This window comes from Pseudomonas sp. PA-6-3C (assembly GCF_021605825.1).
Classification (GTDB): domain Bacteria; phylum Pseudomonadota; class Gammaproteobacteria; order Pseudomonadales; family Pseudomonadaceae; genus Aquipseudomonas; species Aquipseudomonas edaphica.
Genome location: NZ_WKDV01000016.1, coordinates 37300 through 62070, shown reverse-complemented (window position 1 = coordinate 62070; position 24771 = coordinate 37300). Strand labels below are relative to the sequence as shown.

Here is a 24771-nt window from a genome sequence, read left to right as displayed (position 1 = left end):
CCCATCACTGTTTAAGCTCAGGCTCTTCATATCCTGAGAGCGGCACAGCCATGAACCTGTCCTCGATGATCAAAGGCGCTTTGTTAGCGTTGATTTTTTTCGGCCTGATGGCCAGCGCCCTGCCGTCCCGGGGGCAGTTTGTGCGTCTGGGAGGCGGCGTCTGGTTTCTGATGGGCCAGCACATCGAGCAGACACGTGCGTACGGCGTTGCCAATGCACAGCCATAACGACGGCGTCAGCTACGCCTGGCAGGTAGCCATATGCCTCACACTGGTTGTGTGTGTGTCGGTGTCCATGGGTATCTATATCGTTCGCTTGAATACGCAAATTGATAAGCAACGAGAACTGTCGCCGGTGTATCTGCACGATTGTGACAAAGGGCTTGGGGGCTTTGTGGTCTACACCGACGGCAGGCGTAGCGTGGACAGTTGCTACATAGTCAATGAAAGTGAATCAACGGGCGTCGACGGGGCGCAGGACCCAACAAGACTCACCGCGTGGTGAGCGGCTCAGATACACCCTCTCGTACAATAAAACCGCTCCCTGATCGGTTGGCACATTCCAGACACCAAGAACTCCACCCGCAGGGCAACCCGCTCAAAGCGCTGCATACACCAGTGATGACAGCCTTCCAGGCCGAGGGTCAATCATCGAATGACTGCCCGAAGTCGTGGTGACAAACCCAAAGCTCGCTCGCCTCTCGGGGTCGGCGAAGCTTATCGGACCACCCAGCCCGATATGGCCAAAGGTGCCCGGGCCCATTGCGTGGGAAGCCGTCGGATCACGTTGCTGTTCCAGCATGCAGCCCAAGCCATAACGCATTGGGCGCATCCAGACCCGGTCCATGCCGTGACTGTGTTCTCGTGTGAACTCATTGAGCAGTTCGCGACCGATAAAGTGTCCGGCCATTAATGCCGTGTAAAAACCGGCTAAACCGTGCGCTGTGCCATGCCCGCACACCGCCGGTTGCTGATAGGCCCACCAGCGTGGGTCACTGGTTCGCCTGGGCACCATTCCGGGGTTGGTGAAGGCGAGTGTCGCGATGTGCAATGGCTCGTTTTTGAGCACCGTGCGCAACGCTTGCGAGTAACTGTCACCAATGCGTCCGCTGGCAGCGTCGAAACGAGCAATGCGATGAAAGTCTTTTGCGTCCACGCCAAGGTGAACGTCGAGGGCATGGGGATCCAGAATCTCTTCATGAATAAAGACACAGGGATCACGCCCGTCCACCCGGCGAATCAGCTCTCCCAGGATCCAGCCAAACGTCGTGGTGCCATACCCAAGGTCTGTTCCCGCTTCCCACCAAAGCGGCTCGGCCTCCAGGACCCGCACCATATGCTCCCAGTCATACATCATGGCGTTATGGTCGGGGGCTCGCAGTGCCGGCAGGCCCGCGGTGTGATTCATCACCTGACGCAAGGTCACCTTGGCTTTGCCGTTTTGGGCGAACTCAGGCCAGTAGCGGGCCACGGATGCATCCAACTCCAGCTTGCCCTGTTCAACCAACATCAGCACGGCCACCGCGACGTAGGGTTTTACCACGCAAAAGGTATTGGCCAGCGTGTCGTGGCGCCAGGGCGTGGTGCCTTCCTGATCCGCCGTACCGGCCCATAAGTCGATAACCTTCTTTCCGTCTACTTGCACACACAGCCCTGCACCACGCTCCTGCGGATCATCAAAAATGTCCTCGAAGGCTTGCCTGACCGCTGCGAACTGCTGCGCACAGATCCCTTGTGCTTTCATACTTCAGACTCCTTGTCGTTGTAGTGCTGCCCTTGATACGTGCGAGCGTGATGGCACTCACCCCCGCGACCGAGTGTGTGCGTGCTTCGTGGAATAACGGTTCGCGCGCTTGTAGGTGCCGAAGTCATTGAACCTGACACCGGCTTGCGCCATAACTTTATGCGCATGGGGTGCCGTCATCTGGCGAAGGTAGAACGGGTCTCTGACCACAAAGTGATGAATGCTGTGCGTGCTGCCGAAGTTGAAACAGAACATCTGGAACGGCCACAACCACCAGGGGTTCATCACCTGAGTTTGTTGTAACGGATTGCGCGCGGCAACATCGCCATAATAGTGCATGTTTGAACTGATGAAAAACAGGCAGAATTGGCGTATTAAGTTAGGCGCGATCAGAATAACAACGGCGCTGTTAACTATCTCGATTAACCCCGGCGTTGCAGCGGAAGGGTGAACCTCCTGGCCCATGATTGAGCCAAACCAGACAGTTGCGTGGTAGCCAAGGAACACATACCAGCACCCCCAATACAACAGGCCGAAAGGTGTGTTGAGCCGAATAATCTTGCCTAACAACTTAATCTTTTGCCGCCATCCAGGTGCAAAAATCGCGTTTAGAAAACCAAATATAAAACCATCCATCAGTTTCAATAAGCGCAGTATTCCCCACGGGCTACCACTGGTCGTTATCCAGGCCTCGACATCTGAATCAGTTCCGGACTCTTTGTGATGGTGAAAATGCAGACTGCGTCTTAACCAAGGACTGGGCATGCCCGGTCGGGCCAGCCAGCAAAAAAACATCATGGCATTATGGGCCAGTGGCTTTTTCCTGAAATAAAGACGATGAATCAAGTCGTGCTCGATTTCATGAATAAGCGAAGTCAGTAGCGCATTGATAAAAATGCACAGCCATGCGGGGATAAAACCCTTGATGTAGAGACCTCCTGTGATAACCATGCCCACCAGTGAAAACACCATGACACTTGCGCCCAGCGCATCCTGGCGCAGCAAGATCGGATAACGTTCGCGCAGGTAATTGCCATGCTCGGTAATGCTGCGGGTAACCGTATCGATCTTTTCCTGATCGGTAGTTAGCCGATCAACTTCAACGGCTTTTTCCAAGACTTTCATCCATTCATCCTCTGCTTGCGTCAGGGAATTGCCAGCCTTGTCAAGCCGGCCACGTCAACTGTTTGAACTGGAAAACAATGGGTATTTAACGCTGTTGCGTAAATCCAATGAATGCAAAATCGACGCTGTGTCAAAAACTTGTTAGGATTAATCCAGGCCTCAAAATGATAAGACAAGTTCAAGTCTTTGCAACTGTGTATTTTGGGTGGCTTCAGTGTTACGGATGTGTAAGGATTTAGTGATTTAGTTACAGTTTGTACAAGTATAAAAAGGACTTTGTACAACTATTGCCAAGGAGGCACCATGAGATCTTATCGCATTAGATATTTCCGGCACTCTCTGCAAGCGCCCTGCGATAGCATCGAGAACATACCCAGCCGTGATGTATTTGACGCGGTGTTTTGCGATGAGGCAGCAGACGAGGCGGTAAATCGCGCTGGCCTGGAAAGACTCATTCGCTACCTGCAGTGCGGGGATACCGTGGTGGTCGATAGCATGACCTCGCTGACTTCCAGTACCGAACAACTGTGTACTCTTATTCGACGGCTGATTGAAAAGCAGGTAACGCTGGAGTTTCTAAACGAAAACCTGATTTTCCGGCATGACTGTCTTGAGGTTGTGGAGACCATCATTGCGGTAATGGAGCGGATTGCGGCGTTCGAACGCGCCACAAGAAGGGAGAAACAGGTAACCGGAATCGCTGCCGCAAAGGTCCGTGGGTGCTACGGCGGTCGCAAGAAAAAACTGTCTGGCAATCAGGTGGTCAGTTTGATTGGCCGAGCCAGCGCAGGAGAAAACAAATCTAAATTGGCGCGTGATTTTGATATCAGTCGTCAGACACTTTATCGCTATTTGAAACCCTCATAGGGCGTGTCAGCGGCCGAATGCAGCCGGGCAGAGGTGGAAAATTTTTGATATTGCATAAAATATGCAATTTAGCATTTGCCAACCCCAAAAACTCCCGGCACTATCGCCGTTATGCAAAAACGCAACGTTTCAACCGTCTTAAGAGAGCTGCTGGACCGCGACCGGATCTCCCCCACGGAGCTTCACCGGCGTACCGGCGTGCCTCAATCCACACTTTCGCGGATCCTCAGCGGCAAGATCGTTGATCCGTCGGACAAGCACATCTCGCGCATCGCCGAGTACTTTCGCGTCAGCACCGACCACTTGCGCGGGCGCGCGGCGATGGGTGCTGGGCGCGATGACGGGCGCGACCCGATGCATTCGGAACTCAAGGACATAAGCCTGTGGGACGACGACACGCCCGTTAATGATGACGAGGTGTCGATCCCCTTTTTGCGCGAGGTTGAATTGGCTGCTGGATCAGGAAGATTCGTCATCGAGGAAAGTGAGAAGGCCAGCCTGCGGTTCGGCAAGCGCAGCCTTCGCCACAACGGTGTGCAGTTCGACCAGGCCAAATGCGTGACAGTGCGTGGCAACAGTATGTTGCCGGTGCTGCGCGATGGCGCGACGGTTGGGGTGAATGCGGGCAAGAGCGGCATTGGTGATATCGTCGACGGCGACTTGTATGCCATCAATCACAATGGCCAGTTACGGGTGAAACAGCTCTACCGCCTGCCTTCCGGGATTCGCCTGCGCAGTTTCAATCGCGATGAGCACCCGGACGAGGACTACAGCTTCCAGGATATCCAGGATGAGCAAATCAGCATCCTCGGCCATGTGTTCTGGTGGGGCATGTACGCCCGTTAACCTCCTTGCGTAAGACAAAGCCCGCCCATGTGCGGGCTTTTTTTCGACCGTAGAAAACCGGTAAACCCCTGGCCCATAAGGTTCGAAATGCGCTGGTGCATTCCGATAGCAAAAAAAATGCATTTGTGCATTGACTGTATATGCATACATGCATATTCTCCGTCTCAAGCCAGCCAACAAGGTGGTGGAGGCGGCAAGGATGCTGCCAAGGAAAGTGACAAGGAAGGCACGCAACATCGGCAAGGACGCCATCGAAGCGATGGCAGGGATGCCAGGCAACACCGGCAAGGATGCCGACGCTCTTTAGTTACACCGCTTCAAAAAAACAGGCAGCGATGAACCGGCCTCAACGGTTCAGAGGGTTGGCAACTGACCCGGGTGTGCAGCGTAAAGCACCAGAAGCAGTTATCCGGCAGACAGGGATCGTGGTCGGAAAAACATTGAGGAAAGAACCGTACCGCGCCAGTAGCGCCGAACGTTCGAGGACATCATTACTGAAAAGCCCGGGCAACCGGGCTTTTTGGAATGCCGACCTATCGAAGCATGTGTGAATGAAAAATGGACTATTGAGTGCTCAGCCAGGAGGCGTGACATGACAAATGAACAGCAAGCGTTAGCGGAAATGCCTATCTGGCTGGTCATCGTATTGGCCGTGATCGGCGGTGTATCCGGCGAAATGTGGCGCGCCGACAAAGAAGGCGCACGTGGCTGGTCGCTGATCCGCCGCCTGGCCCTGCGCTCCGGCGCGTGCATGGTCTGCGGGGTTTCAGCCCTGATGCTGTGCTACGCCGCCGGCATGTCGATCTGGACCGCCGGCGCCATTGGTTGCCTCACCGCGATGGCCGGTGCCGATGTCGCCATTGGCCTTTATGAACGCTGGGCCGCCAAGCGCATCGGGGTCAACCAAGGCTCCGGCCAAGACCCGCAGTAACCGTTGCAAGGATGCTACTTAATATGACCCTTATCGAAAAGCCATCCCAACTGCCCAACGCCATAGGCGCGGCGCTGCACGCGGCCTTCCCGAACTTGAAGGTCGGCAATCACCAGGATTTTCAGGGCGCCTTGGATAAAACCGGCGTGTTGATCACGGTCGAAGGCAATGGCCCAGGCATTCGCTCTCGCGAAGGGCGCAAGGCTCACGCCCTGACGATTTCTCTCCGGGCCATGGTGGCGCCGGGTGCGCTGCCGTTTGATGCCTGCGACCTGGCCAGCCAACTGATGGACCAGGTGCTGGATAACCGTTGGGGCCTGCCATTGGCCCAGTGCGATTTGCCGCTAAATATCGTCGCCGCTCCGGTTGCTGCAACAACAGCAGAAACGGACTACGACACTTGGACTGTCTCCTTCACCCAGACCGTCTACATCGGGCCGGTATTACTCACAGATCCTACCGGACAGCCGCTGTTTGCCCGCACCTGGGAAGTGTCGAACATCGACGATCCCGACCAATACAAACCACTGGCGGAGTAGCCCATGTTCGACGCGCTGTTACGCATGCAGCTGGGGCCGATTGTCGAGCGCCTGGCAGAGATGGAAACCCAACTTGAAGACCTGTATCGACGCGCCGAGAGTTTTTGTCGGATCGGCACGTGTCAGTCGGTCGATGCCGCCAGCAATACCTGCAAGGTCAGCCACGGTGATTTGCTCACCCCGGCGATCCGCTTTTTCAACCCCAGCGCAGGCGGACAAACCGAAACGCGTATCCCGTCCGTGGGTGAACAATGCCTGTTGCTCAACTACGGCGGCGGCGAAGGCGGTGGGCAGTCTGTGGCCTTGTTCGGCCTCAACAGTAGTCAGTTTCCGCCCGTCTCCAGCGTTGCCACATTGACCCGACGACGCCATCAGGACGGCACCCAAAGCGACTATGACGATGCCAGCCACATTTTCAATTGGGTCAACGGCCCCACCACGTTCAGCGGTTCGCGCGAACAGGTAGACGTCAAAGTCGGCGCCGCCAGCTTGGTCATGAGCGCCCAGAACATCACCCTGCAAATCGGCGGCACCAGCCTGGTACTGGACGCTGGCGGCGCGCACTTCAGCGGCCCGCTGGTGGACCATCAAGGCCGCGTCATCAGCCCTCGATAAGGACATCCCATGCTCGGCATCGATCGAAACACCGGGGCAGCCGTCGATGACTGGCTGCAGTTCGTGCAGCGCGCCACCCGAGCGCTGACCACCCCCGTGGGCACTCGGCAGAAACGCCCGCTATATGGCTCGCTGATCCCGCAACTGCTCGGCCAGAACCTCGGCGACGACCTGCTGATACTCGCCCAAAGCCACGCCGCGCAGGCGTTCTACAACAGCCACAACGGCATCGGCGATTTTCAACCCCAGGTCATCGTCGCCACCCGCCAAGGCGCCGGCCTGCTGTTGCGCTTCGCCGGCACCTGGAAAAACCGCCAACAAACCTTCGAGGTCGTGACATGAGCATGCTGATCCCCGGCCAGAACCAACTGGCAGAACCGGCCATCATTGCGGTGGATGAGTTCGAGCCGTTGTTGGCCGAATTCAAGGCGTTTGTTGTGGACTACGTCGCCACCCGAGCACCGCAAAGCGCGGCCAAACTCAAGGTCAGCCTCGACAACGAAAGCGAGTTGCTGACCCTGGCCCTGGAAGCCTTCTGTGTAAGGCTGCAAACCCACGAACGCAAATACAATGCCCGTATCAAGCAGATGCTGGCGTGGTGGGCCACCGGCAGCAACCTGGATGCGCGCCTGGCGGACATGGGCCTGGAACGCCAAGTGCTCGATCCAGGCGACCCGGCGGCGTTTCCGCCGGTGCCGCCGACGTTGGAGAGTGACGACGACGCTCGCTTGCGTTATTACCTGGCGCCCCATGCACCGGCAGCCGGCTCGCGGATGCAGTATCGGCGAGAGGTTTTTACCCTTGGTGAACGGCCGTCGGTGAAGGTGCAAAGCGCGACGCCGGGCGTGGTGACGGTCAGCTACACCTTTGATCCGGACGGCTATGCGGCGCAGGTCAAGGACGGCAATGCGCGTAGAACGGCGCCCGGCGAAGTGATGGTCACGGTGCTTGCTCGTGAGAGCGACGGCACGCCGTCCGCCGATTTGCTTGACGGGGTTCGTCGCCATTTCGCACGGCCGGATGTGCGGCCGGAGACCGATCTGGTTAGCGTGCAAGGTGCGCAGATCCTGCGCTACAAGATCCGGGTCGTGGCCAAGATCAATGCCGGGCCGGATTCGGGGCTCACTCAAGTTGCGGCGCAGAAACTGCTGCTGGACTACGCAGAGTCCTGTCATCGTCTCGAAGGGCGGGTGGATCCCAGTTGGATCGACTACGCGATTCACAGCGCCGGTGCCGCGCAGTTACAGATCGTTGAACCGCTCGAACCCATTATCAGTAACGCCTTCCAGGCCCCTTATTGCACGGGTGTCGAGGTGGAGGTGCGCACGCTATGAGTGAGCACAAAGCGAGTTTGTTGCCAGCCAACAGCTCACCGTTGGAAAAGGCTCTGGACGTGGGATTCGGGCAATTGCTCGACCGGGTCATGCCGCCGTTTCCTGCGTTGATGAATCCACTGCAAACCCCTGGCGAATTCCTGCCTTACCTGGCCGCCGACCGCGGCGTCAGTGAATGGGACGCCGACGCCAGCGAAACCGAAAAGCGCCTGACCGTGGCCTTGTCCTGGCAGATCCAGCGTCAGGCCGGCACGCCCAAGGCGTTGAGTTATGCGGTGGAATCGCTGGGGTTCACCCCCAACATCAGCGCCTGGTATCAGCAGCGGCCAAGGGATATGCCCTACACCTTCGACGTGCAGGCCATCATCGGGCGCAGTTGGTCCAGCGGTGATCACAATCGTTTGATTCGCCGTATCAACGCGGCCAAAAGCGAGCGGGACCAGGCGACCATCACCATCGTGCATGAAACCCAAGGGCGACTTGCGCTCACTCAAGTCCTCCATGCGCCGTTAAGTGACGGCGAGTTGTATCTGGACGGAGCGCTGCCGGACGTTGCGCTGGTTGCCCGGCTTAACAGCGCTGGGGTTGCCCAGCACTACACCATTAACGACTACGACCTCAGGGCGCAGCCATGACAGATGACATTACGCGCCTGGTGCGCTTCACCTCCAAGGGTTTGGATGAAGTGCTGCAGGCAAAGAACCAGGGCTTGAAAGGCGAAATCACCCACATCGGCGCCGGTACTGGCCGCTATAACCCGGACGGCACCGAAGTGGCCTTGCGCGACGAGCGCCAGCGTGTCGCCATTGTGGATTACGAGGACTTGGGCGAGCGCCAACTCAGGATGGCCGCGCTGTTTGATGGCGACGGTGAATATGAGATTGGCGAGTTCGGTTTTTACCTCGCCAGTGGGACCCTGCTGGCGGTGTATTCCGTGGCGGGGAAGTTGCTGACCTATAAAGCGTCGGCGGCACGGGTGCTGCAAAAGTTTACGCTGGATATTTCGCCGTTGCCAACAGACAGTGTGACGGTGGTAGTGGGCAGTGAAAACCTCAATGTCTTATTGACCGAAGAATTCGCTCAACTGGCGGCAGCCAGCGTTGACAACATGGCGAGGCATGTGGGGGTTTTGTTTCGCGTCATGAGTATGGAAACCAAATAGATATTTTACAGGGAGTTTAAACGATGAGTTTGGAAACGGTAATCGCCGGCTTGGTGTCGGCATGCAATGCGTTGACGGATACGGTCAACAAAAAGATTTCATTGATAGATCAACGCGTCGCTGCGGCAACTGAACAGGTTCCAGCTGCTGTTCGAGCAGAGGTTAACAAGGCGTTATATGTCGACTCTTCCAGCGGTGTGGATACTAATAGTGGTTTGACTCCCGATAAGCCGCTTAAAACTATTGCGGCGGCGGTGAGCAGAGTTATGTTGTGCGGCTCCGCGACTATTTTTTTGCGACGCGGTAAGGTTTATGAAGTCGGTCGGGGCCTGGGCGGCACCAACGTTGATAACATGTCGCTTCTTTTTGTCCCTTACGGTACGGAAGCCTCTAAACCGATCGTGCGTGGGGCATTGGTGCGCTTTTCTGACTCCAGTACTTATGTGTGTGGTGGGTTCTCTGCCTTCACCGAGATGTCTATAAAGTTTACGGACTGCCGAATCGAAACAGGACTGGCTAATGGCGTGTCGCAATATGGCCCCGATTACGGAGGCTTGTTTTCTCGCGACGGCGGTCTTGGTGAGAGCGTGAGCTTTAAGCTCTTCTTTCATAAGTGTGAAGTCGTTGTTCAAGACGTGCCACTGTTCAGCACGTATTACGGATTTATTCAACTTAGCCTTGCGCAGACGACAATCAGTAAAGGTGGGACACAGAGCACAATCGTGAATGTCGGTGTGCCTAAGATGGTTGATATCAGTAGCGTGTCTATTGTTGGTTTCGGCGCTGGGGCAACGCTGGATAACCTGCTTACTTTGGCGCCGGGTTCCTACACCGCCAGGCAGGTTTATACAACTATTTCTGCATAAGGAGTTTTTAAGTGAGAACAGTTACTTACAAGGGCTCGATCTACGTCAATCCAGACGCAGAGAGTCTTCAGCATATCGGTTTGTCGGCTGACGATGCGGCTGAGGTTATGGCACTGCTGGTTAGCAGTGAAACGCTGCAACGCCGAGACGAGCTACTGCAAATCGCGGCGATACGCATCGCACCGCTGTTGGATGCACAAGAGTTGGGAAAGGCAACCGATGACGAGTTGGCGCGGCTGCAAGCCTGGAGGCTGTATCGAGTCGAACTGAACCGCCTCGATAAGCAGGCAGATTTCCCAACCTCAATTGATTGGCCTGTAGCGCCAATCCAGTGACTGACACGACCGCGAAAGCGGTTTTTTTTCGCCCGCTGAATTTTCTTATTCAGAAGGCATTTTTGCGTCTGGAGAAACTTACCCATGGCCAACCGCCAAACCTACACCGTCCTCATCCCATTCCCCACCGGAGGTGGCCACTGGTCCACCGCCGGTGAGGAGCTTGAACTTCTGGACGTCGAAGCATCCGCCCTGCGCACCGCCGGCCGCCTGGAACTGACCAGCGTCCTTAACTCCACCCCCAAGAAGGCTGACTAATCATGGCTGAGGTTTTGAACTTCGAGCACAACGGCATCACCGTGAATGCCACCGAATCCCCCGAGGCCATGGGTGGCCTGGGCGACAACGTTATCGGCCTGGTCGGCACCGCGCCGAATGCCCACGCGTCGATCCCGAAAAACGCGCCGTTTCGCATCAACAGCTTCACCACCCAGGCGCTGTTGGACCCCACCGGCGCTGAGTCGGGCACGCTGTTTCAGGCGGTGTACCAGATCCTCAAAGTGGTCAAGGTGCCGGTTTATGTGGTGATCGTGGAGGAGGGCGCAACCCCGGCCGACACAATCAATAACGTGATCGGCGGCAACGAACCGACCACCGGCCGCAAGCTGGGTCTGGCGGCTCTGAGCAGCGTCCCTGAAGACCTGACCATCATCGGCGCGCCAGGCTTCACCGGCACCAAGGCCGTGGCCGGTGAGTTCGCTGCCTTTGGCAAGCGCATCAAGGCCCGTGTAGTGCTGGACGGCAAGGATGTCTCGGTCGCTGACCAAGTGACCTACAGCGGTGAACTGGGCGGCGCCGAGCTCGGTTTTGACCGTTGCCTGCTGGTGCACAACCTGCCGTCGGTGTATTCCAAGGCGGCGAAGAAAAACGTGTTCCTGTCGCCATCCTCGCTGGCCATCGCCGCACTGGCCAAGGTCAAGCAATGGGAAAGCCCAGGTAACCAGGTGACCTTCGCCGAGGACGTTTCCCGTGTGGTCGAGTACAACATCCTCGACACTTCCACCGAAGGCGACCTGCTCAACCGTTACGGCGTGAGCTACTACGCGCGCACTGTCCTTGGCGGCTTTTCGCTGCTGGGTAACCGCTCCATCACCGGCAAGTTCATCAGCTATGTCGGCCTGGAAGATGCCATCAGCCGCAAGCTGGTCAAGGCCGGCCAGAAAGCCATGGCCAAGAACCTCACCAAGTCGTTTATGGACCAGGAGGTCAAGCGCATCAACGACTGGCTGCAAACCCTGGTGGCCGATGAAACCATCCCCGGCGGCAGCGTGTACCTGCACCCGGAGCTGAACAGTGTCGAGAAGTACAAGAACGGCACCTGGTTCATCGTCATCGACTACGGCCGCTACGCGCCGAACGAACACATGATTTATCAACTCAATGCCCGCGATGAAATCATCGAGCAGTTCCTGGAGGACGTTCTCTAATGTTTACCAACCGTGTAAGACAGGCCATTGCGGCCACCCTTCAAGGCCTGCCGTTGTCCGCGACAGTAGAGGAGTTCACCCCGCCGAAGATTGAGTTCGACATGGAGTCCATGTCCGGTGGGCGCTTCATCGCCGAAGAAATGGCCAAGAGCGGCAAGGTGCTCAATGCCAAGTTGGTTCTGCAAGGTGCCGGGCCGGAAATCATGTTGGCCCTGGGCGTGCGCTTGGGTGACGACATTCTGCTGAACGTGCGAGAAGCCGGTCAGGATCAGGATGGCAAAACCTACTTCACCTACCACACGGTCGGCGGCAAACTCAAATCCCTGGAGGAGGCGAAGCTGAAGATGGGCGACAAGGTCACCACCACTTTGGAACTGTCCTGCCGTACCTACAACCGTCTGGAAAACGGCATTTCGGTGATCGACATCGACGTGCGCACCCAGAAGTTCGTGCTCAACGGCGTCGACATTCTCGGCGATGCACGCCGCGCGGTGCTGATGCCTTAAAGGCGAAGCGGGCACGGACAATGTGGGAGCTGGCTTGCCTGCGATGGCATCACCTCGGTGCACCAGACATACCGAGTCGCCTGCATCGCGGGCAAGCCCGGCTCCCACATTGACTGTGTTTAACCTCAAAAATGCTTAACAAGGAATTGCCCCATGGCCTGGATGCCACCGCTGCACATTCTGCTGTCCCCGATCACCGCCGATACTGGCGCGACGATCCAGCAGATTCAACTCAAGCCGTTGTTTTACGCCGCGCAAAAAGACGCGCTGGCCCGGGCCGGTGATGACGAGGACGACCAGTTTTTTGAACTGGCGAAACTCGCCACCGGCCTGTCGGAAAAAGAGCTCGACCAGCTCAAGCGCCCGGACTACGTGAGCATCGCTCAGTACGTACATGACATGTCGACACGCCCTACGTCGTTCTTCCTGGATCAGCCTGAAGAAGCGAGCCACGATCAGCCTGTCCAGCTGTTGCTGGCCCTCGACGCGGCCGGTCGCAGCCTGACCGAACTACCCCTGGAAATGCCCGCCCTGCGCGCCACCAAGGTGATGAAAAAACTCGCCACCAACAAAGAACGCGCCGAGTTCATCACCGCTCATTGCACCGGTTTGATGATCCCCGATCTCGCTGGCCTGACCGTACCCGACTGGACGGAACTGCAGGAGCGCATCGACGATTTTTTAAATCAACCGGCGGACTTCTTTCGCAGCGCGACATCGAAGTAATCCTCGATGTGGTGCCGCTGATTTACTCGGTCAATGAGGCAGAGATCCTCGACTGGGACGCCGGCAAAGCATTGCGCCGCTACGACATCGCGATCACTCGCCTTGGCGTTAAACAGGAGTAAGCGGGATGCAAAACAAGTATTCGCTCGCGTATGCCATGGCCAAGGATGGCCAAGGTATTTTTAGCAACGCAGACAACGCAAAGGGGGGCGAGATTGTCAGCCCAGGCCCTTTGGTCTCTGGTGCTCTCGCAGAAGCGCCGTCGTTTTCCTCGATGAGTCTGGCGCTGACCAATGCAGGCTTGCAACTCAATGGCCTCTCGCTGTCCCTGGGGTTAGTGCGCAACAGCGTGGACGCGCTGGAAGACGCCTTGTCGCGGCTGAAGGCGGTGGACGTTGAACCGTCTAAAATCGATCAGCGTAGTGAGCAGAAGACGACCACCGAGGTTAAGTCGAGCGCATCGCAAGATCGGAGCTTGGTCCGTGACGCCATGACGTTGCGCGATGTAAAGAGCCTCGATCCGGTCGCAGCCTTCCAGCAATCGTTTGCTGCACCCGCCGTTGCGGAAAAAACTACCACTCAATTGCGAGAGGAGTCGTCAAAGAGTGAGGAGCGGCTCTCCACCACGCTGAAGCTCGCGCCGGTGCTCGGGGAGGACTGGTGGCTGCAAGCCAAGACCCATGTGATGGACCGCGCCAACACCATAGCGGGTGAGTCGCCCACAGCTGTCACCGCTGTAAAAATGGCTGAGGTGGTCGTTTTGCCGGTTATTTCACCCGTCATTACTGGCTTTTTTTCGGGCTTGGGAGAGACGATCAAAACCCGGGTAACGGGTAACTTGGTTGATGTAACGCTTGGCAAGTTGCCTGGAGTCGCCGGCAAGCTATTCAAGAGTGATGGCTTTAAAAAGGATAAGTCCTGCTGCTGTGCTGCTGCTGTTCAAGCCTCACCCAGTAGCCGCCGCGTCAGCCGTAGAAGTTCTTCTGCCAGGAAGAAGAATACCCAACCGCCAAAATCGCAGAATAAGAAGACGCAGCGCGCGCAGAACAAGCAAGGTTCGCAGAAGAAACAGGCTTCCGTGGCCAAGCCAGCTGCTACCAGGCTTGCATCCACAAAAAGCGGCGGCGTGATGGCGACGCTGCGCGGTGTGTCCGAGCGCTTTGCCAAGTCCTTTTTCCCTGCGCAGTCGAATGGTTTTCACGCCGGTGGCCCTACTCAGGGGATGCAACTGCGCGAGGTCCAGGCAAATAGTCGAAAGCAGGGCGCTGATTACCGTCAACCGGCTGCTGGCAGAGGGCCGGGGCTGATGGAGGCCTTGGAGCGAGGGCTTGTCCCCCTGCCTTCTGATGGGCGTATGACTGCTCTGCCAAACACACAGACCTTCAGCCATGAGCGCTCAACTGAGGCGCTGCCTCACGCGCCGAAGCTGCCGGCCTCCGGCCTGTCAGGCGCGGTGAGCAAGCTGGAGTCCTCCGCCGCCCGCCGCCTCGGCCCGATGAGGTATGTCGACACTGCCATGGATGTGGCCGAGGGTATCCGCAACGGCGACGCCAAAGCCGTCGGTGCAGGCCTCACCACTGCAGGTGGCGCCTGGGCAGGAGCCTCCGCCGGCGCGGCCATTGGCACGCTGATTTTTCCCGGTGTCGGCACCGCGGTCGGCGGCGCCATTGGGGGTTTGCTTGGCAGTGAAGCGGGCACCTGGCTGGGTGACAAATTGTTCGGCTCAACCGACCGACTGCCTGCACCCGGTGCAGTGAGCAAAGAGCTCAGCGCCGCGCGTACCGACAATGTGCAAGTCACCCTCGCGCCGAGCATTCAGATTACCGGCGTGAACCCCGCCGATGCCCAGCAAGTCGTCAACCAGGTGATCCAGGCCCTGCAATTTCAGTGCATGCCGATGGTCACCGACACCCTTGGCATTCGGCGCAACGCGGCGCTGGCCGATCCACCAGGAGGTGATTGATGCAACAACAAATGGTCCTCGGCGACTTTATTTTTGGCCTGTCCCGTGGCTTTGCTTATTCCGGGCTGGTGCGTACCACTGATGGCGGCTGGAGTGACCTGGCGATTATTGCCAGCAAACCCCAGTCGCGGCAAAGCGGGCAGAAGCTGGAGAAGCTCACGTTCACCGGCACAGCGATGTATGCCATCGGCATGCAGCGCCTGGACGAGTTGCGCGCCCTGCAAAATGCGCGTGCGCCCTTACCGCTGGTCGATGGCATCGGCCGTAACTGGGGCCTGTGGCGGATCAATTCGGTGATGGAAACCCAGAGCAACGTGATCGATGACGGCACTGCCATGGTCATGGCCTGGACTATGGAACTGGAGGAATTCGTCAATGCGTAGAGTGCGAAGTATTGCCGGTGATTCGGTCAACCTGTTGCTCTACCGCGAATTGGGCCGTTGCGATGACGCGGCGGAAGAAACCCTTTGGCGTCTGAACCCCGAGCTTGCCGAGTACGGGCCGGTACTGCCCGCTGGTGTGTGGGTCATCGTGCCGGAAATGCAAGCGCGGCCGGCTGCTGTGCGGCCTGTTCTGGCGTGGGATTAAGGAGGCAACATGGCACAGGGATTTACGCCAATCGTGGAGTTTTATGGCGCCAATGCCGCGCTGCTCAATCAACGCCTGATGCGTTGGAGCCATACCGACGCTGCAGGTATCGAGTCTGACCGACTGGAGTTGACCCTCAATATCGAGGGGCTGGAAGGTTTGCCCAGCCTGAGCGGCAAGATCGGTTTGCGCGTGGGTTATCAGGAGTCCGCGCTGGTGGAGAAAGGCGAGTTCGTGATCACCCAGCGCACGCCCGTGCTGTTTCCCATGCGCTTGATGATCGTGGCGACTGCCGCGCCTTTCAGCATGCTCGACGCCAGCGGTTATCGCCAGCGACGGTCGGCCAGTTACGGACCAACCACGCTGGGCGCACTGTTTCGCCAACTGGTCAGTCGTCACGGTTTTTCACCGCGTGTTGCACCTGCGCTGGAAGGCATTGTGATTGCCCATATCGATCAGTCCAACGAAAGCGACATGGCGTTTATCACCCGCCTTGCCAAACGCTACAGCGCGGTCACCAAACCGATCAACGAGTTGTATGTGCTGGCCGAGGCGGGGCAGGTTAAATCGCTGTCCGGGCAATTATTGCCGCAGGTGAAGCTGTCCGTGACCCAGGACAATCGCCCCGGCGATCAGGCCTTCATCACCGCCAAACTCGACGAAACGTCCCGCTCCAAATACATGGGCAGCCGCGTGACCTGGTGGGATGCCGCAGGTGGCAAACAACAGGTAGTCGAAGTTGGGGTGGCCCCATTCAAAACCTTGCGCCAGCGCTGCCAGAACCAAGCCGAGGCGCGTGCCGTGGCTGAAGGCGAACTGCGACGTGTGGGACGCGAAGGTTTGAAACTGCTGATTGATTGCCCTGGCAACCCTTTGTTGGCTGCCGAAGGCGTGTTGTTGCTGGATGAAACTTGGCCTTCGTATATGCAGGGCCAGTGGTCGATGAAACAGGTGGTGCATGTTGGCGATCCGGCGACGGGGTATCGCAGTTCGATCACGGCGAATGGGTTGTCGGCGTGAACAGGTAAGTCATTCGCAGCAGCAGTTCACTGATGTTGGAGGAACTTATGTTGAAAGAGCTTCGATGCGGAAACTGCAAAAAACTCCTTGCTCGAATTGGCGAGGTTACAGAACTCCAGATCAAATGTTCCCGATGCGGGGCATTGAACCATGTGAAGGCCACGCGCCTCGAGCAATCGCCCATGAGCGCCATACGCCCAATATAGAGGCCTGAACTTAAATCAGCTCAGTAACGGAGTTTAAAATGGAAAACGCAAACTCAGCGTCTCAAACCTTGCAAGATCTTTGGACTCAAGTACAACCGGTGGATAACACCGGCATGCTTAGGCGCGTGGTTTTTGCGCAAGGCAAGTTTTATGCGGTTGGTGGCAACGGTCTTACCACAACCACTCAGGTTGTCAGCGGAGGCGCAACTGGTACAGCGTGGACCAAGCTTAAGGGCGCCCTCACCTCTGATAGCGGAAAGGTCCTCAACGAGCTGTACTGGAACGGTATTGGGTCATCGCTTCAAGCCCTTTCTCAATCCGGCAATCTGATCTTCGGCAGCGCAGACCACCCTGAAAGGGCTTGGACAGACCTTACGGCAACTGTTCGCGCGTCCGGAGACTTGCAAGGCATTGTGTTTTATTGGCCAATTTACGGCGAGAACTACACCTGGATACTGGTTGGGTCTAACGGTAAAGTCTTTTCCCGTTATGGCGATTGGTCAGGCCAGGTGGAGCGCACTACGACCTTCACTTCTAGCGAGACTGTGTACTGCGTCAACGTCATTGGCAGTTTTGTGTTGATTGCGGGATCGAATGGGAAGCTGCTTAGCGCTGTGAAGATGGCGACGGATAATCCGCAAACATTCACGACCAGAACCAGCACCTTCGGCTATAGCACCATCCTTTCCATGAAGCTTTGCAACGGGAAAATGTTTATCGTTGGTGCGGATGGCAAGATGGCATATTCATCCGATGGGCTTAGCTGGACTGCTGTTGAAGATACCAGTTTCGGTGGAACCATCATCCGCGACATTGCTTACGGTAATGGCAAGTATGTAGCTGTTGGCGACGGCGGCAAGACAGCCGTTTCCGAGGATGGGATCGGCTGGGTTCAGCAAGCCAACACTTTCGCAGGAACCGATATCCGGAGCGTTGCCTACGGCAACGGCAATTTTACAGCTGTTGGTGCAGGCGGCAAGATTGCTTACTGGACTCCATGATCTTCTATCTCCTTGCGTAATAGAGCCCAGCCGTCGCGCTGGGCTTTTTATTGCCTAATTTTCCCCAAGCCCTCAAAGCCTCTGACTTGTCACGCTGATGAGGGACCTATTCAGGGCCTCAGCATTCGCTGGGGCTTTTCGTGTCTGGAGGTTCAGCATGCTGCTCAGAAGTCTCGAAGAGGCGAAGCTATTTGTGGTGGTCGACGGCATCGCATGCGCCTACTACGCGCAGATCGGTGCAACCGAAATCGAAAATGCAAAACAGGCCGACTCGATTACACCAGAGCAGCGCTGGTTCCTGAAAGGGCTCACCTTCGGACCTATCAATCGTTAATTCCAGGCCTCGCCATTGAACGGGGACGTTTGCCTTAAGCCGTTCGTCCATTGATTGGCACTGACCATGACCTGCCAGCCTCCCATGTTCAAGCGCGGATATCCCGAGCATAAAAACGGAGAGTCAGCATGGACATCGATAAGAATGCGCCAGGCAATATTTCTCAGCAGGAAGTCACACGCGGCACTGATAACGAGACAGGGCATGACCCAAGGCGTGATGAGGACAAGATCCCGCTGCCGCTTGACGACGATGCACCTCTCGAAGAGGATATGTCGGATGTGGACGCCGCTGATTCAGTAGCGAGCGAGCATCCTGACAACTGAGTAAAATCAGCTAACAAACCCGGCGATTGTGTCGGGTTTTTTATTGCCCACGGAAAGGGTAATTCAGCAAAAGGAATTTGCAGATGTTGAAAGAATTCAGATGCAGTAACTGCAAAAGACTTTTCGCCTGCACAGGTGGGTTTACAGAGCTCCAGATCAAATGTTCCCGATGTGGGATGCTGAATCATGTGAAGCCCCCGAGCCTCGAGCAATCGCCTTTGAGCAACATGAAAGTGGAATCTTCCGCGACAAGTCATTCGACTCCATAGGTGAATACACATGAACACTATATTGAACTTCATCGTCTCTGAGAGCGCCAGGTGGCAGCATTCGCGTGCGGTTAATTCAAGGCGCGTGTGCTGCGTAATAGCTAAAGGATGGATAGGAAAAAGGGAGGCTCTATGTTTACGATTGACTACAACACTTATCGCACGCTTAAACCTTACGGCAAACGTGTACGTTTCCTGGTGTTGCACTACACCGCGTTGGACTTTTCTGGCTCGGTCAAATCGCTGACCACCGGGGCTGCAAGTGCGCATTATCTGATCCCGGATCCAACCGATCCGAGCTACATTGCGGCGGGCTTCAAGGGGCAGAAGATTTTCAGTCTGGTGGCGGAAGAGGACCGTGCGTGGCACGCAGGTGTCAGCCAGTGGGCCGGTCGTTCAGGGTTGAACGACACCTCTATCGGTATCGAGATTGTTAACCAGGCCACGGATGTCGACGGCGTTTTCACGTTCCCTGACTACCAGGCTTCGCAAATCAGAGCCCTCAAGCAATTGGCGAGGAACATCCTGCAACGTTACCCGGACATGTCGCCGAAAAACGTGGTAGGCCATTCCGATATTGCGGTCGGTCGCAAATCAGACCCGGGCCCCAAGCTTCCCTGGAAAGACCTTGCGCAGGCAGGTATCGGCGCCTGGTACGAGGATTCAGTCAAAGACAAATACCTCCAGCAATTCAGTGGCGAAATGCCTGAGCGTGAGCAAGTGGTTCAGGCATTTTCCCGCTATGGCTATGGCATTGAAACGCCCACTTCTGATGGTTTTTTCAGTGCGCTGGTACGGGCTTTTCAACTGCACTTTCGGCCTGAAAACCATGATGGCGTGCTGGATTGCGAAACCTGCGCGATCTTGTATGCACTGAATGAAAAATACGCCTGAGTTCGTGCGGCACTCAAAGCTCGATCTTCATTTCGAAGCGCCGAGGAGGGCAACATGGTCCTGTCCGAGCAACAGTTAGTTAAAGTCTTACCACGCTCACAGCTTAAAGCTGGCGTTTTCATTTCTGCGTTAAACGCGGCCATGTCACACCACCAAATCATCACACCTGAGCGCATGGCCGCATTTCTTGCCCAAATCGGCCACGAATCCGGCCAGTTGCTCTATGTGCGAGAACTGGGCAGCGATCAATACCTGAGCAAATACGACACCGGCACCCTGGCCGCGCGTTTGGGCAACACCCCCGAGGCCGACGGCGATGGCCAGAAGTACCGGGGCAGGGGGCTTATTCAGATCACCGGGCGGCGCAATTACCTGGCCTGCAGCCAAGCGTTGTTCGGCGACGAGCGCCTGTTGCAGCAACCGCAACTGCTGGAGCAGCCGCAATGGGCGTGTGAGTCCGCCGCATGGTTCTGGCAAAGCAATGGTTTGAACGAACTCGCCGACAAAGACCAGTTCACCACCATAACCCGACGCATCAATGGCGGGCTGAACGGGCTGGATGAGCGTTTGCAACTGTGGGCGCGGGCGAAGGCGGTGTTGGGCGTTTCCTGAGGTGGCGTGCGCGTCGTCGGCCGTTAGCGTCTTGATGCACTCTCTAACTTGCATGGCCGATAGGCTCCTGTAGGGTAGGCAAACCCCCGCCCACTCCTGGAGACGACTGTGAAGGAAATCACTCAACTGGCTGCTGAACTGGGTCGCCGTTTGCAGGTACTCAATGCCCACGTCACCACTGCCGAGTCCTGCACCGGTGGCGGTATCGCCGAAGCCATCACGCGCATACCGGGCAGTTCGGCGTGGTTTGAGGCCGGTTATGTCACTTACTCCAATCGGCAGAAAACCCGGCAGCTGGGCGTGCCGGAGGCGTTGTTCCCCAAGGTCGGCGCCGTCAGCCAGGAAGTGGTGGAGGCGATGGCGCGCGGTGCGCAGGAAAAAAGCCTGTCGCGCTTTGCCGTGGCGGTCAGCGGCGTGGCGGGGCCGGATGGTGGTTCGCCGGATAAACCGGTAGGCACTGTATGGCTGGCGTTCGGCGTGGGTGATGAGGTGACGGCCGAGTTGGCGCACTTCCCCGGCAACCGCGACGAGGTCCGTCGACAAACGGTAAAGGCCGCGCTGGAGGGCTTGTTGCGACGAGCTGCAGCAGAAATCGAAAATCAGGGGTAGGCGATCCCGGATCTTTGTGGAACAATACTGTCTACTTATACAGGTGTTGGCCGTCAGGCCTTATTGATTACGTGAGGACTTTAATGGACGACAACAAGAAGAAAGCCTTGGCTGCGGCCCTGGGTCAGATCGAACGTCAATTCGGCAAGGGTGCCGTAATGCGTATGGGCGATCACGACCGTCAGGCGATCCCGGCTATTTCCACTGGCTCTCTGGGTCTGGACATCGCACTCGGCATTGGCGGCCTGCCAAAAGGCCGTATCGTTGAAATCTACGGTCCTGAATCTTCCGGTAAAACCACCCTGACCCTGTCGGTGATTGCCCAGGCGCAAAAAATGGGCGCCACCTGTGCGTTCGTCGACGCCGAGCACGCCCTGGACCCGGAATACGCCGGTAAGCTGGGCGTCAACGTTGACGACCTGCTGGTTTCCCAGCCGGACACCGGTGAGCAAGCCCTGGAAATCACCGACATGCTGGTGCGCTCCAACGCCATCGACGTGATCGTGGTCGACTCCGTGGCTGCCCTGGTACCGAAAGCTGAAATCGAAGGCGAAATGGGCGACATGCACGTGGGCCTGCAAGCCCGCCTGATGTCCCAGGCGCTGCGTAAAATTACCGGTAACATCAAGAACGCCAACTGCCTGGTGATCTTCATCAACCAGATCCGTATGAAGATCGGCGTAATGTTCGGCAGCCCGGAAACCACTACCGGTGGTAACGCGCTGAAGTTCTACGCTTCGGTCCGTCTGGACATCCGCCGTACCGGCGCGGTGAAGGAAGGTGACGAAGTTGTTGGTAGCGAAACTCGCGTTAAAGTCGTGAAGAACAAGGTCGCTCCGCCTTTCCGTCAGGCAGAGTTCCAGATTCTCTACGGCAAGGGTATCTACCTGAACGGCGAGATGATTGACCTGGGCGTACTGCACGGTTTCGTCGAGAAGTCCGGTGCCTGGTATGCCTACAACGGCAGCAAGATCGGTCAGGGCAAGGCCAACTCGGCCAAGTTCCTGGCAGACAACCCGGATATCGCTGCCACGCTTGAGAAGCAGATTCGCGACAAGCTGCTGACCCCAGCGCCAGACGTGAAAGCTGCCGCCAACCGCGAGCCGGTTGAAGAAGTGGAAGAAGCTGACACTGATATCTGAAGCAAACGATGACTGTGGTACTGGATACACTCGTCGCCGTTCGGCGCACCGCGATGGACCTGCTCGCTCGCCGCGAGCATGGTCGAGTCGAGCTGACGCGTAAACTGCGTCAGCGCGGTGCAGAGCCCGAGATGATCGAAACAGCCCTCGACCGTTTGACGGAAGAGGGGCTGCTTTCCGAAGCCCGCTATCTTGAAAGCTTTGTTTCCTACCGCGCGCGCTCCGGCTACGGCCCGGCGCGAATTCGTGAAGAACTGAGCCAACGCGGCCTGCAACGTGCCGATATCGACCTCGCCCTGCGTGAGTGCGGTATCAGTTGGCAGTCGCAGTTGGAAGATACCTGGCGTCGCAAGTTTGCCGGCCATCTGCCGATTGATGCCCGGGAGCGTGCAAAGCAAGGCCGCTTCTTGAGCTATCGCGGGTTTTCGATGGATATGATCAGTCGGCTGCTCAGCGGTCGAGACATGGACGATTAAGTCTTCAGGCTGGTAAAAATCTAAATGTGGGAGCTGGCTTGCCTGCGATGGCAGTGGGTCAGCTACCTATAAGCTAGCTGGCAAACCGCAATCGCAGGCAAGCCAGCTCCCACATTGGAATGTGTTGGTTGCCGGGATGCCAAATCCCGATAAAACAAAAGGCCCACTACGACAGTAGTGGGCCTTTTTTTTTTGCCTTAAAAATCACGCCGGCTCCGGCGCCACCCGCTGCTGTGTCTTGCCCTGAGCCTGAGCCCAGTTCTCCGGCAAATTGATGTATTCCACCAATTCCCGCAGGCGGCCCTGATCACGACCGTTGAAGTTGAACACCAGCCGCGTCAAATGGCTGAACCTTGGTTCATCATGTTCCTCGCCTGTGTAAGCAAGCTGCTGGAACTCTCCACTTAGCCGCAAGCTGGCAAACTCGCTCTGCAAGTGGGTCAGTGCCCGATCACTGAGCGGATGATTCATGCGCACCACAAACTCACGCTTCAACCAACGCGTGGAGTGGAAGTTGGCATAGAACTGGTTGATCTCCGCCACCGCCTCTTCAGCGCTGTAGACCAGGCGGATCAGCTTGAGGTCGGTGGGCAGGATATAGCGATTGGCTTCCAACTGACTGCGAATGAAGTCCAGTGCGCCTTGCCAGAAACCACCGCCTGGGGCATCCAGCAGCACCACCGGCACCAGCGGGCTCTTGCCGGTCTGGATCAGGGTCAGCACTTCCAGCGCTTCATCCAGCGTGCCAAAACCGCCCGGGCACAGCACCAACGCGTCGGCTTCCTTGACGAAGAACAGCTTGCGGGTAAAGAAGAAGTGGAAAGACAGCAGGTTCTCGGTGCCATCAATGGTCGGGTTGGCGTGCTGTTCAAACGGCAGGTTGATGTTGAACCCCAGGCTGTGTTCCAGACCTGCGCCCTCGTGGGCAGCGGCCATGATGCCGCCGCCACCGCCGGTGATCACCATCAGGCCGGATTGCGCCAGCAGCGTGCCGACTTCCCTTGCCAAGGCGTACAGCGGGCTTTCGACCGGCGTGCGCGCCGAGCCAAACACCGTGACCTTGCGGCGGCCCTTGAACTGTTCCAGCACGCGGAAGGCGTTATCCAGCTCGCGGATCGCCTGCAGCGTGATTTTTGCATTCCAACGGTTGCGGTCATCCTTGGCCATGCGCAGCACGGTGAGGATCATATCGCGATAAAGGGGGATGTTCGGGCTGTTGGGAGCGACCAGCTGGAGTTGTGCGTCGACCTGCTGGGTGAGGTCAGCGCCGTTTGCTTCAAAATGACGGAGCAGGCGGTCATTCGGTTCGTAAGGCATTCAACTTCTCCTTCTTCACAGAACCTGGGCCATCGGCGAGAGATTCGTCCGCGGCCACGACACTGCGTGTGTCGCTGCACGCCTTAAGCGTTGCACGGTGTTCGCCAGGCGGCAAAACGGGCTCTGTATGTTCCTTGTGATTTGGAAACCTTTGCACTGCAAGTCGCAGGAGGGCAACCCTCTTTTGCCCTGAAAATGTTACAGAACGGCGTGAAAAACGCAGTAGATGGGCTGCCGGGATGGCTTGATCATGAGCCGAAAAACCCTTGGCTGGCAACCGCTTATTGGTCACTCATCAAGCAGTTTAGTTGGCGGCTGGCCAATAAGGCGAGGGAGGTGCGCGCCACCGGACAGCAGCGCGCGATGATCGAGCAACAGTTACTTTTTCTTCTTCGCCGCAGCGGGTGCCGGGCAATCGGCTTCCACGAACTTGACCGACGCTACCGGGCGGTTGGTCTTGTTCTCGGTGATCTCATAACGCATCACGGCGCCCTTGGCCATCAGCTCGCGATAGCCTTTGTTCAGGCATACGCTTTGACCCAGCTGGAAATACACAGCTTTGGGGTTTGCGCGCATCTGTTCGGCACGGTCAGGTAGCACACTGAGGTGATCAATCAGTTGCATGCCTTCAACGGTGTAGGCCACTTCCAGGGTCTTTGCATCGATTTCCCGGGGCAGGTCCTTGTTGCTCTCGGCCGCGACGCTCTGCAGTTTCCTGTTCATTTGGGCCTCCAGCAGCGACGCCGCGTGGGCGCCCATGGGCAGAACCAGCGCAAGGGCGACGGATGGGGCAACAAGGCGCAGCATGGAACGCAGCATGAAACTCTCCTGATTCGGTTACTGGTGCATAGACCAGCCACTGCGCTGTGCGTTCAGTGGCGCGCAATTATAGGGGACCGCTTGCCACTACAGCCAGGCGTATCGCTGGTAAACTGCGGCCACTTAAGCCTGATTCGAGTTTTGCCTGTGTCGATTGACCTCTGCTCGCGGTG

At 57.2% G+C, this 24771-nt stretch carries 35 protein-coding genes; 31 read left to right on the top strand and 4 right to left on the bottom strand.

The window, feature by feature from the left end; all coding sequences use genetic code 11:
* Nucleotides 1–50 precede the first annotated feature (50 nt).
* Nucleotides 51–227: a hypothetical protein gene (locus tag GIW48_RS13245; protein WP_170036389.1), complete on the top strand. Its 177-nt coding sequence runs from the start codon at nucleotides 51–53 to the stop codon at nucleotides 225–227.
* Nucleotides 228–597: 370 nt separating this feature from the next.
* Here the strand turns inward: GIW48_RS13245 and GIW48_RS13240 are convergent, their stop codons facing one another.
* Nucleotides 598–1743: a serine hydrolase domain-containing protein gene (locus GIW48_RS13240; protein WP_236460182.1), complete on the bottom strand. Its 1146-nt coding sequence runs from the start codon at nucleotides 1741–1743 to the stop codon at nucleotides 598–600.
* Between the two features lie 57 nt (nucleotides 1744–1800).
* On the bottom strand, nucleotides 1801–2868 hold the full coding sequence (locus GIW48_RS13235; protein WP_236460183.1) for a fatty acid desaturase: 1068 nt from the start codon (nucleotides 2866–2868) through the stop codon (nucleotides 1801–1803).
* A 303-nt stretch (nucleotides 2869–3171) separates the two neighbouring features.
* Between GIW48_RS13235 and GIW48_RS13230 the strand changes: the two genes are divergently transcribed.
* The 30 genes from GIW48_RS13230 (at nucleotide 3172) to recX (ending at nucleotide 22462) form a co-directional block, all read left to right on the top strand.
* A complete protein-coding gene (locus GIW48_RS13230; RefSeq protein ID WP_236460184.1) occupies nucleotides 3172–3735 on the top strand; it encodes a recombinase family protein in 564 nt (187 codons plus the stop codon).
* Nucleotides 3736–3846: 111 nt separating this feature from the next.
* A complete protein-coding gene (locus GIW48_RS13225) occupies nucleotides 3847–4581 on the top strand; it encodes an XRE family transcriptional regulator (protein ID WP_017137055.1) in 735 nt (244 codons plus the stop codon).
* A gap of 148 nt (nucleotides 4582–4729) precedes the next feature.
* Entirely contained in the window at nucleotides 4730–4888 is a 159-nt protein-coding gene (locus GIW48_RS13220; protein WP_236460185.1) for a hypothetical protein, read from the top strand.
* A 285-nt stretch (nucleotides 4889–5173) separates the two neighbouring features.
* Nucleotides 5174–5512 carry a phage holin family protein gene (locus GIW48_RS13215; protein WP_053254660.1) on the top strand — a complete coding sequence of 113 codons (339 nt, stop codon included), beginning with the start codon at nucleotides 5174–5176 and terminating at the stop codon, nucleotides 5510–5512.
* Nucleotides 5513–5535: 23 nt separating this feature from the next.
* The gene (locus GIW48_RS13210) at nucleotides 5536–6051 is read left to right on the top strand and encodes a hypothetical protein (protein ID WP_236460186.1); all 516 of its coding nucleotides are present in this window, start codon (nucleotides 5536–5538) and stop codon (nucleotides 6049–6051) included.
* A gap of 3 nt (nucleotides 6052–6054) precedes the next feature.
* Nucleotides 6055–6666, top strand: coding sequence for a phage baseplate assembly protein V (locus GIW48_RS13205; RefSeq protein WP_170036399.1), 612 nt, complete (start codon nucleotides 6055–6057; stop codon nucleotides 6664–6666).
* A 9-nt stretch (nucleotides 6667–6675) separates the two neighbouring features.
* Entirely contained in the window at nucleotides 6676–7008 is a 333-nt protein-coding gene (locus GIW48_RS13200) for a hypothetical protein (protein ID WP_053254663.1), read from the top strand.
* A complete protein-coding gene (locus GIW48_RS13195; RefSeq protein ID WP_177032757.1) occupies nucleotides 7005–8000 on the top strand; it encodes a baseplate J/gp47 family protein in 996 nt (331 codons plus the stop codon). Before GIW48_RS13200 ends, GIW48_RS13195 begins: the two co-directional genes overlap by 4 nt.
* A complete protein-coding gene (locus GIW48_RS13190) occupies nucleotides 7997–8635 on the top strand; it encodes a phage tail protein I (RefSeq protein ID WP_177032755.1) in 639 nt (212 codons plus the stop codon). Before GIW48_RS13195 ends, GIW48_RS13190 begins: the two co-directional genes overlap by 4 nt.
* Complete coding sequence (locus GIW48_RS13185; RefSeq protein WP_236460187.1) at nucleotides 8632–9162, top strand: phage tail protein; 531 nt, start codon at nucleotides 8632–8634, stop codon at nucleotides 9160–9162. The genes GIW48_RS13190 and GIW48_RS13185 overlap by 4 nt, the downstream gene beginning before the upstream one ends.
* A 23-nt stretch (nucleotides 9163–9185) precedes the next feature.
* Nucleotides 9186–10028, top strand: a complete 843-nt coding sequence (locus tag GIW48_RS13180; protein WP_236460188.1) for a hypothetical protein — start codon at nucleotides 9186–9188, stop codon at nucleotides 10026–10028.
* An 11-nt stretch (nucleotides 10029–10039) separates the two neighbouring features.
* Nucleotides 10040–10363 (top strand): tail fiber assembly protein, encoded by a 324-nt coding sequence (locus tag GIW48_RS13175; protein ID WP_236460189.1) that lies wholly within the window; start codon nucleotides 10040–10042, stop codon nucleotides 10361–10363.
* A gap of 84 nt (nucleotides 10364–10447) precedes the next feature.
* A complete protein-coding gene (locus GIW48_RS13170) occupies nucleotides 10448–10621 on the top strand; it encodes a hypothetical protein (protein WP_163005422.1) in 174 nt (57 codons plus the stop codon).
* 2 nt (nucleotides 10622–10623) lie between these two features.
* On the top strand, nucleotides 10624–11790 hold the full coding sequence (locus GIW48_RS13165) for a phage tail protein (protein ID WP_219337791.1): 1167 nt from the start codon (nucleotides 10624–10626) through the stop codon (nucleotides 11788–11790).
* The gene (locus tag GIW48_RS13160) at nucleotides 11790–12296 is read left to right on the top strand and encodes a phage major tail tube protein (protein ID WP_099548528.1); all 507 of its coding nucleotides are present in this window, start codon (nucleotides 11790–11792) and stop codon (nucleotides 12294–12296) included. The genes GIW48_RS13165 and GIW48_RS13160 overlap by 1 nt, the downstream gene beginning before the upstream one ends.
* A 153-nt stretch (nucleotides 12297–12449) precedes the next feature.
* Nucleotides 12450–13022 (top strand): phage tail assembly protein, encoded by a 573-nt coding sequence (locus GIW48_RS13155; RefSeq protein ID WP_169985346.1) that lies wholly within the window; start codon nucleotides 12450–12452, stop codon nucleotides 13020–13022.
* Nucleotides 13023–13149: 127 nt separating this feature from the next.
* Nucleotides 13150–14985, top strand: a complete 1836-nt coding sequence (locus tag GIW48_RS13150; RefSeq protein WP_236460190.1) for a phage tail tape measure protein — start codon at nucleotides 13150–13152, stop codon at nucleotides 14983–14985.
* Nucleotides 14985–15368 (top strand): phage tail protein, encoded by a 384-nt coding sequence (locus GIW48_RS13145; RefSeq protein ID WP_017137070.1) that lies wholly within the window; start codon nucleotides 14985–14987, stop codon nucleotides 15366–15368. The genes GIW48_RS13150 and GIW48_RS13145 overlap by 1 nt, the downstream gene beginning before the upstream one ends.
* Nucleotides 15361–15573 carry a tail protein X gene (locus GIW48_RS13140; protein ID WP_017137071.1) on the top strand — a complete coding sequence of 71 codons (213 nt, stop codon included), beginning with the start codon at nucleotides 15361–15363 and terminating at the stop codon, nucleotides 15571–15573. The genes GIW48_RS13145 and GIW48_RS13140 overlap by 8 nt, the downstream gene beginning before the upstream one ends.
* Nucleotides 15574–15582: 9 nt before the next feature.
* Nucleotides 15583–16593 (top strand): contractile injection system protein, VgrG/Pvc8 family, encoded by a 1011-nt coding sequence (locus GIW48_RS13135; RefSeq protein ID WP_170036411.1) that lies wholly within the window; start codon nucleotides 15583–15585, stop codon nucleotides 16591–16593.
* A gap of 47 nt (nucleotides 16594–16640) precedes the next feature.
* Nucleotides 16641–16799: a Com family DNA-binding transcriptional regulator gene (locus GIW48_RS13130; RefSeq protein WP_138451102.1), complete on the top strand. Its 159-nt coding sequence runs from the start codon at nucleotides 16641–16643 to the stop codon at nucleotides 16797–16799.
* Between the two features lie 38 nt (nucleotides 16800–16837).
* A complete protein-coding gene (locus GIW48_RS13125) occupies nucleotides 16838–17800 on the top strand; it encodes a hypothetical protein (protein WP_170036413.1) in 963 nt (320 codons plus the stop codon).
* A gap of 157 nt (nucleotides 17801–17957) precedes the next feature.
* Nucleotides 17958–18134 carry a hypothetical protein gene (locus GIW48_RS13120; protein WP_170036415.1) on the top strand — a complete coding sequence of 59 codons (177 nt, stop codon included), beginning with the start codon at nucleotides 17958–17960 and terminating at the stop codon, nucleotides 18132–18134.
* A 128-nt stretch (nucleotides 18135–18262) separates the two neighbouring features.
* Nucleotides 18263–18460: a hypothetical protein gene (locus GIW48_RS13115; RefSeq protein ID WP_236460191.1), complete on the top strand. Its 198-nt coding sequence runs from the start codon at nucleotides 18263–18265 to the stop codon at nucleotides 18458–18460.
* A gap of 83 nt (nucleotides 18461–18543) precedes the next feature.
* Nucleotides 18544–18729 (top strand): Com family DNA-binding transcriptional regulator, encoded by a 186-nt coding sequence (locus tag GIW48_RS13110; RefSeq protein WP_419789528.1) that lies wholly within the window; start codon nucleotides 18544–18546, stop codon nucleotides 18727–18729.
* 132 nt (nucleotides 18730–18861) lie between these two features.
* Nucleotides 18862–19623 (top strand): N-acetylmuramoyl-L-alanine amidase, encoded by a 762-nt coding sequence (locus tag GIW48_RS13105; RefSeq protein WP_170036530.1) that lies wholly within the window; start codon nucleotides 18862–18864, stop codon nucleotides 19621–19623.
* 54 nt (nucleotides 19624–19677) lie between these two features.
* Nucleotides 19678–20235, top strand: a complete 558-nt coding sequence (locus GIW48_RS13100; RefSeq protein ID WP_138451097.1) for a glycoside hydrolase family 19 protein — start codon at nucleotides 19678–19680, stop codon at nucleotides 20233–20235.
* Between the two features lie 108 nt (nucleotides 20236–20343).
* Nucleotides 20344–20844, top strand: coding sequence for a CinA family protein (locus tag GIW48_RS13095; protein ID WP_138451094.1), 501 nt, complete (start codon nucleotides 20344–20346; stop codon nucleotides 20842–20844).
* An 83-nt stretch (nucleotides 20845–20927) separates the two neighbouring features.
* Nucleotides 20928–21986: a recombinase RecA gene (gene recA / locus GIW48_RS13090; protein WP_048720087.1), complete on the top strand. Its 1059-nt coding sequence runs from the start codon at nucleotides 20928–20930 to the stop codon at nucleotides 21984–21986.
* An 8-nt stretch (nucleotides 21987–21994) separates the two neighbouring features.
* Nucleotides 21995–22462, top strand: coding sequence for a recombination regulator RecX (recX, locus tag GIW48_RS13085; RefSeq protein WP_034118389.1), 468 nt, complete (start codon nucleotides 21995–21997; stop codon nucleotides 22460–22462).
* 204 nt (nucleotides 22463–22666) lie between these two features.
* Here the strand turns inward: recX and GIW48_RS13080 are convergent, their stop codons facing one another.
* Together GIW48_RS13080 and GIW48_RS13075 are read right to left on the bottom strand one after the other, a co-directional pair.
* Nucleotides 22667–23779, bottom strand: a complete 1113-nt coding sequence (locus tag GIW48_RS13080) for a TIGR00730 family Rossman fold protein (protein WP_236460193.1) — start codon at nucleotides 23777–23779, stop codon at nucleotides 22667–22669.
* 378 nt (nucleotides 23780–24157) lie between these two features.
* Nucleotides 24158–24598, bottom strand: a complete 441-nt coding sequence (locus GIW48_RS13075; RefSeq protein ID WP_017137078.1) for a PA3611 family quorum-sensing-regulated virulence factor — start codon at nucleotides 24596–24598, stop codon at nucleotides 24158–24160.
* Between the last annotated feature and the right edge of the window lie 173 nt (nucleotides 24599–24771).

Bases quoted from the DNA above. Each gene is read 5' to 3' on its own strand.
- GIW48_RS13140 (WP_017137071.1), top strand. From the start codon at position 15,361: ATGCGTAGAGTGCGAAGTATTGCCGGTGATTCGGTCAACCTGTTGCTC.
- GIW48_RS13115 (WP_236460191.1), top strand. From the start codon at position 18,263: ATGGACATCGATAAGAATGCGCCAGGCAATATTTCTCAGCAGGAAGTC.
- GIW48_RS13130 (WP_138451102.1), top strand. From the start codon at position 16,641: ATGTTGAAAGAGCTTCGATGCGGAAACTGCAAAAAACTCCTTGCTCGA.
- GIW48_RS13190 (WP_177032755.1), top strand. From the start codon at position 7,997: ATGAGTGAGCACAAAGCGAGTTTGTTGCCAGCCAACAGCTCACCGTTG.
- GIW48_RS13195 (WP_177032757.1), top strand. From the start codon at position 7,005: ATGAGCATGCTGATCCCCGGCCAGAACCAACTGGCAGAACCGGCCATC.
- GIW48_RS13105 (WP_170036530.1), top strand. From the start codon at position 18,862: ATGTTTACGATTGACTACAACACTTATCGCACGCTTAAACCTTACGGC.
- GIW48_RS13165 (WP_219337791.1), top strand. From the start codon at position 10,624: ATGGCTGAGGTTTTGAACTTCGAGCACAACGGCATCACCGTGAATGCC.
- GIW48_RS13145 (WP_017137070.1), top strand. From the start codon at position 14,985: ATGCAACAACAAATGGTCCTCGGCGACTTTATTTTTGGCCTGTCCCGT.
- GIW48_RS13240 (WP_236460182.1), bottom strand. From the start codon at position 1,743: ATGAAAGCACAAGGGATCTGTGCGCAGCAGTTCGCAGCGGTCAGGCAA.
- GIW48_RS13225 (WP_017137055.1), top strand. From the start codon at position 3,847: ATGCAAAAACGCAACGTTTCAACCGTCTTAAGAGAGCTGCTGGACCGC.
- GIW48_RS13110 (WP_419789528.1), top strand. From the start codon at position 18,544: ATGTTGAAAGAATTCAGATGCAGTAACTGCAAAAGACTTTTCGCCTGC.
- GIW48_RS13200 (WP_053254663.1), top strand. From the start codon at position 6,676: ATGCTCGGCATCGATCGAAACACCGGGGCAGCCGTCGATGACTGGCTG.
- GIW48_RS13245 (WP_170036389.1), top strand. From the start codon at position 51: ATGAACCTGTCCTCGATGATCAAAGGCGCTTTGTTAGCGTTGATTTTT.
- GIW48_RS13125 (WP_170036413.1), top strand. From the start codon at position 16,838: ATGGAAAACGCAAACTCAGCGTCTCAAACCTTGCAAGATCTTTGGACT.
- GIW48_RS13150 (WP_236460190.1), top strand. From the start codon at position 13,150: ATGCAAAACAAGTATTCGCTCGCGTATGCCATGGCCAAGGATGGCCAA.
- GIW48_RS13205 (WP_170036399.1), top strand. From the start codon at position 6,055: ATGTTCGACGCGCTGTTACGCATGCAGCTGGGGCCGATTGTCGAGCGC.
- GIW48_RS13210 (WP_236460186.1), top strand. From the start codon at position 5,536: ATGACCCTTATCGAAAAGCCATCCCAACTGCCCAACGCCATAGGCGCG.
- GIW48_RS13160 (WP_099548528.1), top strand. From the start codon at position 11,790: ATGTTTACCAACCGTGTAAGACAGGCCATTGCGGCCACCCTTCAAGGC.
- GIW48_RS13135 (WP_170036411.1), top strand. From the start codon at position 15,583: ATGGCACAGGGATTTACGCCAATCGTGGAGTTTTATGGCGCCAATGCC.
- GIW48_RS13220 (WP_236460185.1), top strand. From the start codon at position 4,730: ATGCATATTCTCCGTCTCAAGCCAGCCAACAAGGTGGTGGAGGCGGCA.
- GIW48_RS13155 (WP_169985346.1), top strand. From the start codon at position 12,450: ATGGCCTGGATGCCACCGCTGCACATTCTGCTGTCCCCGATCACCGCC.
- GIW48_RS13075 (WP_017137078.1), bottom strand. From the start codon at position 24,598: ATGCTGCGTTCCATGCTGCGCCTTGTTGCCCCATCCGTCGCCCTTGCG.
- GIW48_RS13215 (WP_053254660.1), top strand. From the start codon at position 5,174: ATGACAAATGAACAGCAAGCGTTAGCGGAAATGCCTATCTGGCTGGTC.
- GIW48_RS13180 (WP_236460188.1), top strand. From the start codon at position 9,186: ATGAGTTTGGAAACGGTAATCGCCGGCTTGGTGTCGGCATGCAATGCG.
- GIW48_RS13170 (WP_163005422.1), top strand. From the start codon at position 10,448: ATGGCCAACCGCCAAACCTACACCGTCCTCATCCCATTCCCCACCGGA.
- GIW48_RS13100 (WP_138451097.1), top strand. From the start codon at position 19,678: ATGGTCCTGTCCGAGCAACAGTTAGTTAAAGTCTTACCACGCTCACAG.
- recX (WP_034118389.1), top strand. From the start codon at position 21,995: ATGACTGTGGTACTGGATACACTCGTCGCCGTTCGGCGCACCGCGATG.
- GIW48_RS13235 (WP_236460183.1), bottom strand. From the start codon at position 2,868: ATGAAAGTCTTGGAAAAAGCCGTTGAAGTTGATCGGCTAACTACCGAT.
- GIW48_RS13230 (WP_236460184.1), top strand. From the start codon at position 3,172: ATGAGATCTTATCGCATTAGATATTTCCGGCACTCTCTGCAAGCGCCC.
- GIW48_RS13080 (WP_236460193.1), bottom strand. From the start codon at position 23,779: ATGCCTTACGAACCGAATGACCGCCTGCTCCGTCATTTTGAAGCAAAC.
- GIW48_RS13120 (WP_170036415.1), top strand. From the start codon at position 17,958: ATGCTGCTCAGAAGTCTCGAAGAGGCGAAGCTATTTGTGGTGGTCGAC.
- GIW48_RS13185 (WP_236460187.1), top strand. From the start codon at position 8,632: ATGACAGATGACATTACGCGCCTGGTGCGCTTCACCTCCAAGGGTTTG.
- recA (WP_048720087.1), top strand. From the start codon at position 20,928: ATGGACGACAACAAGAAGAAAGCCTTGGCTGCGGCCCTGGGTCAGATC.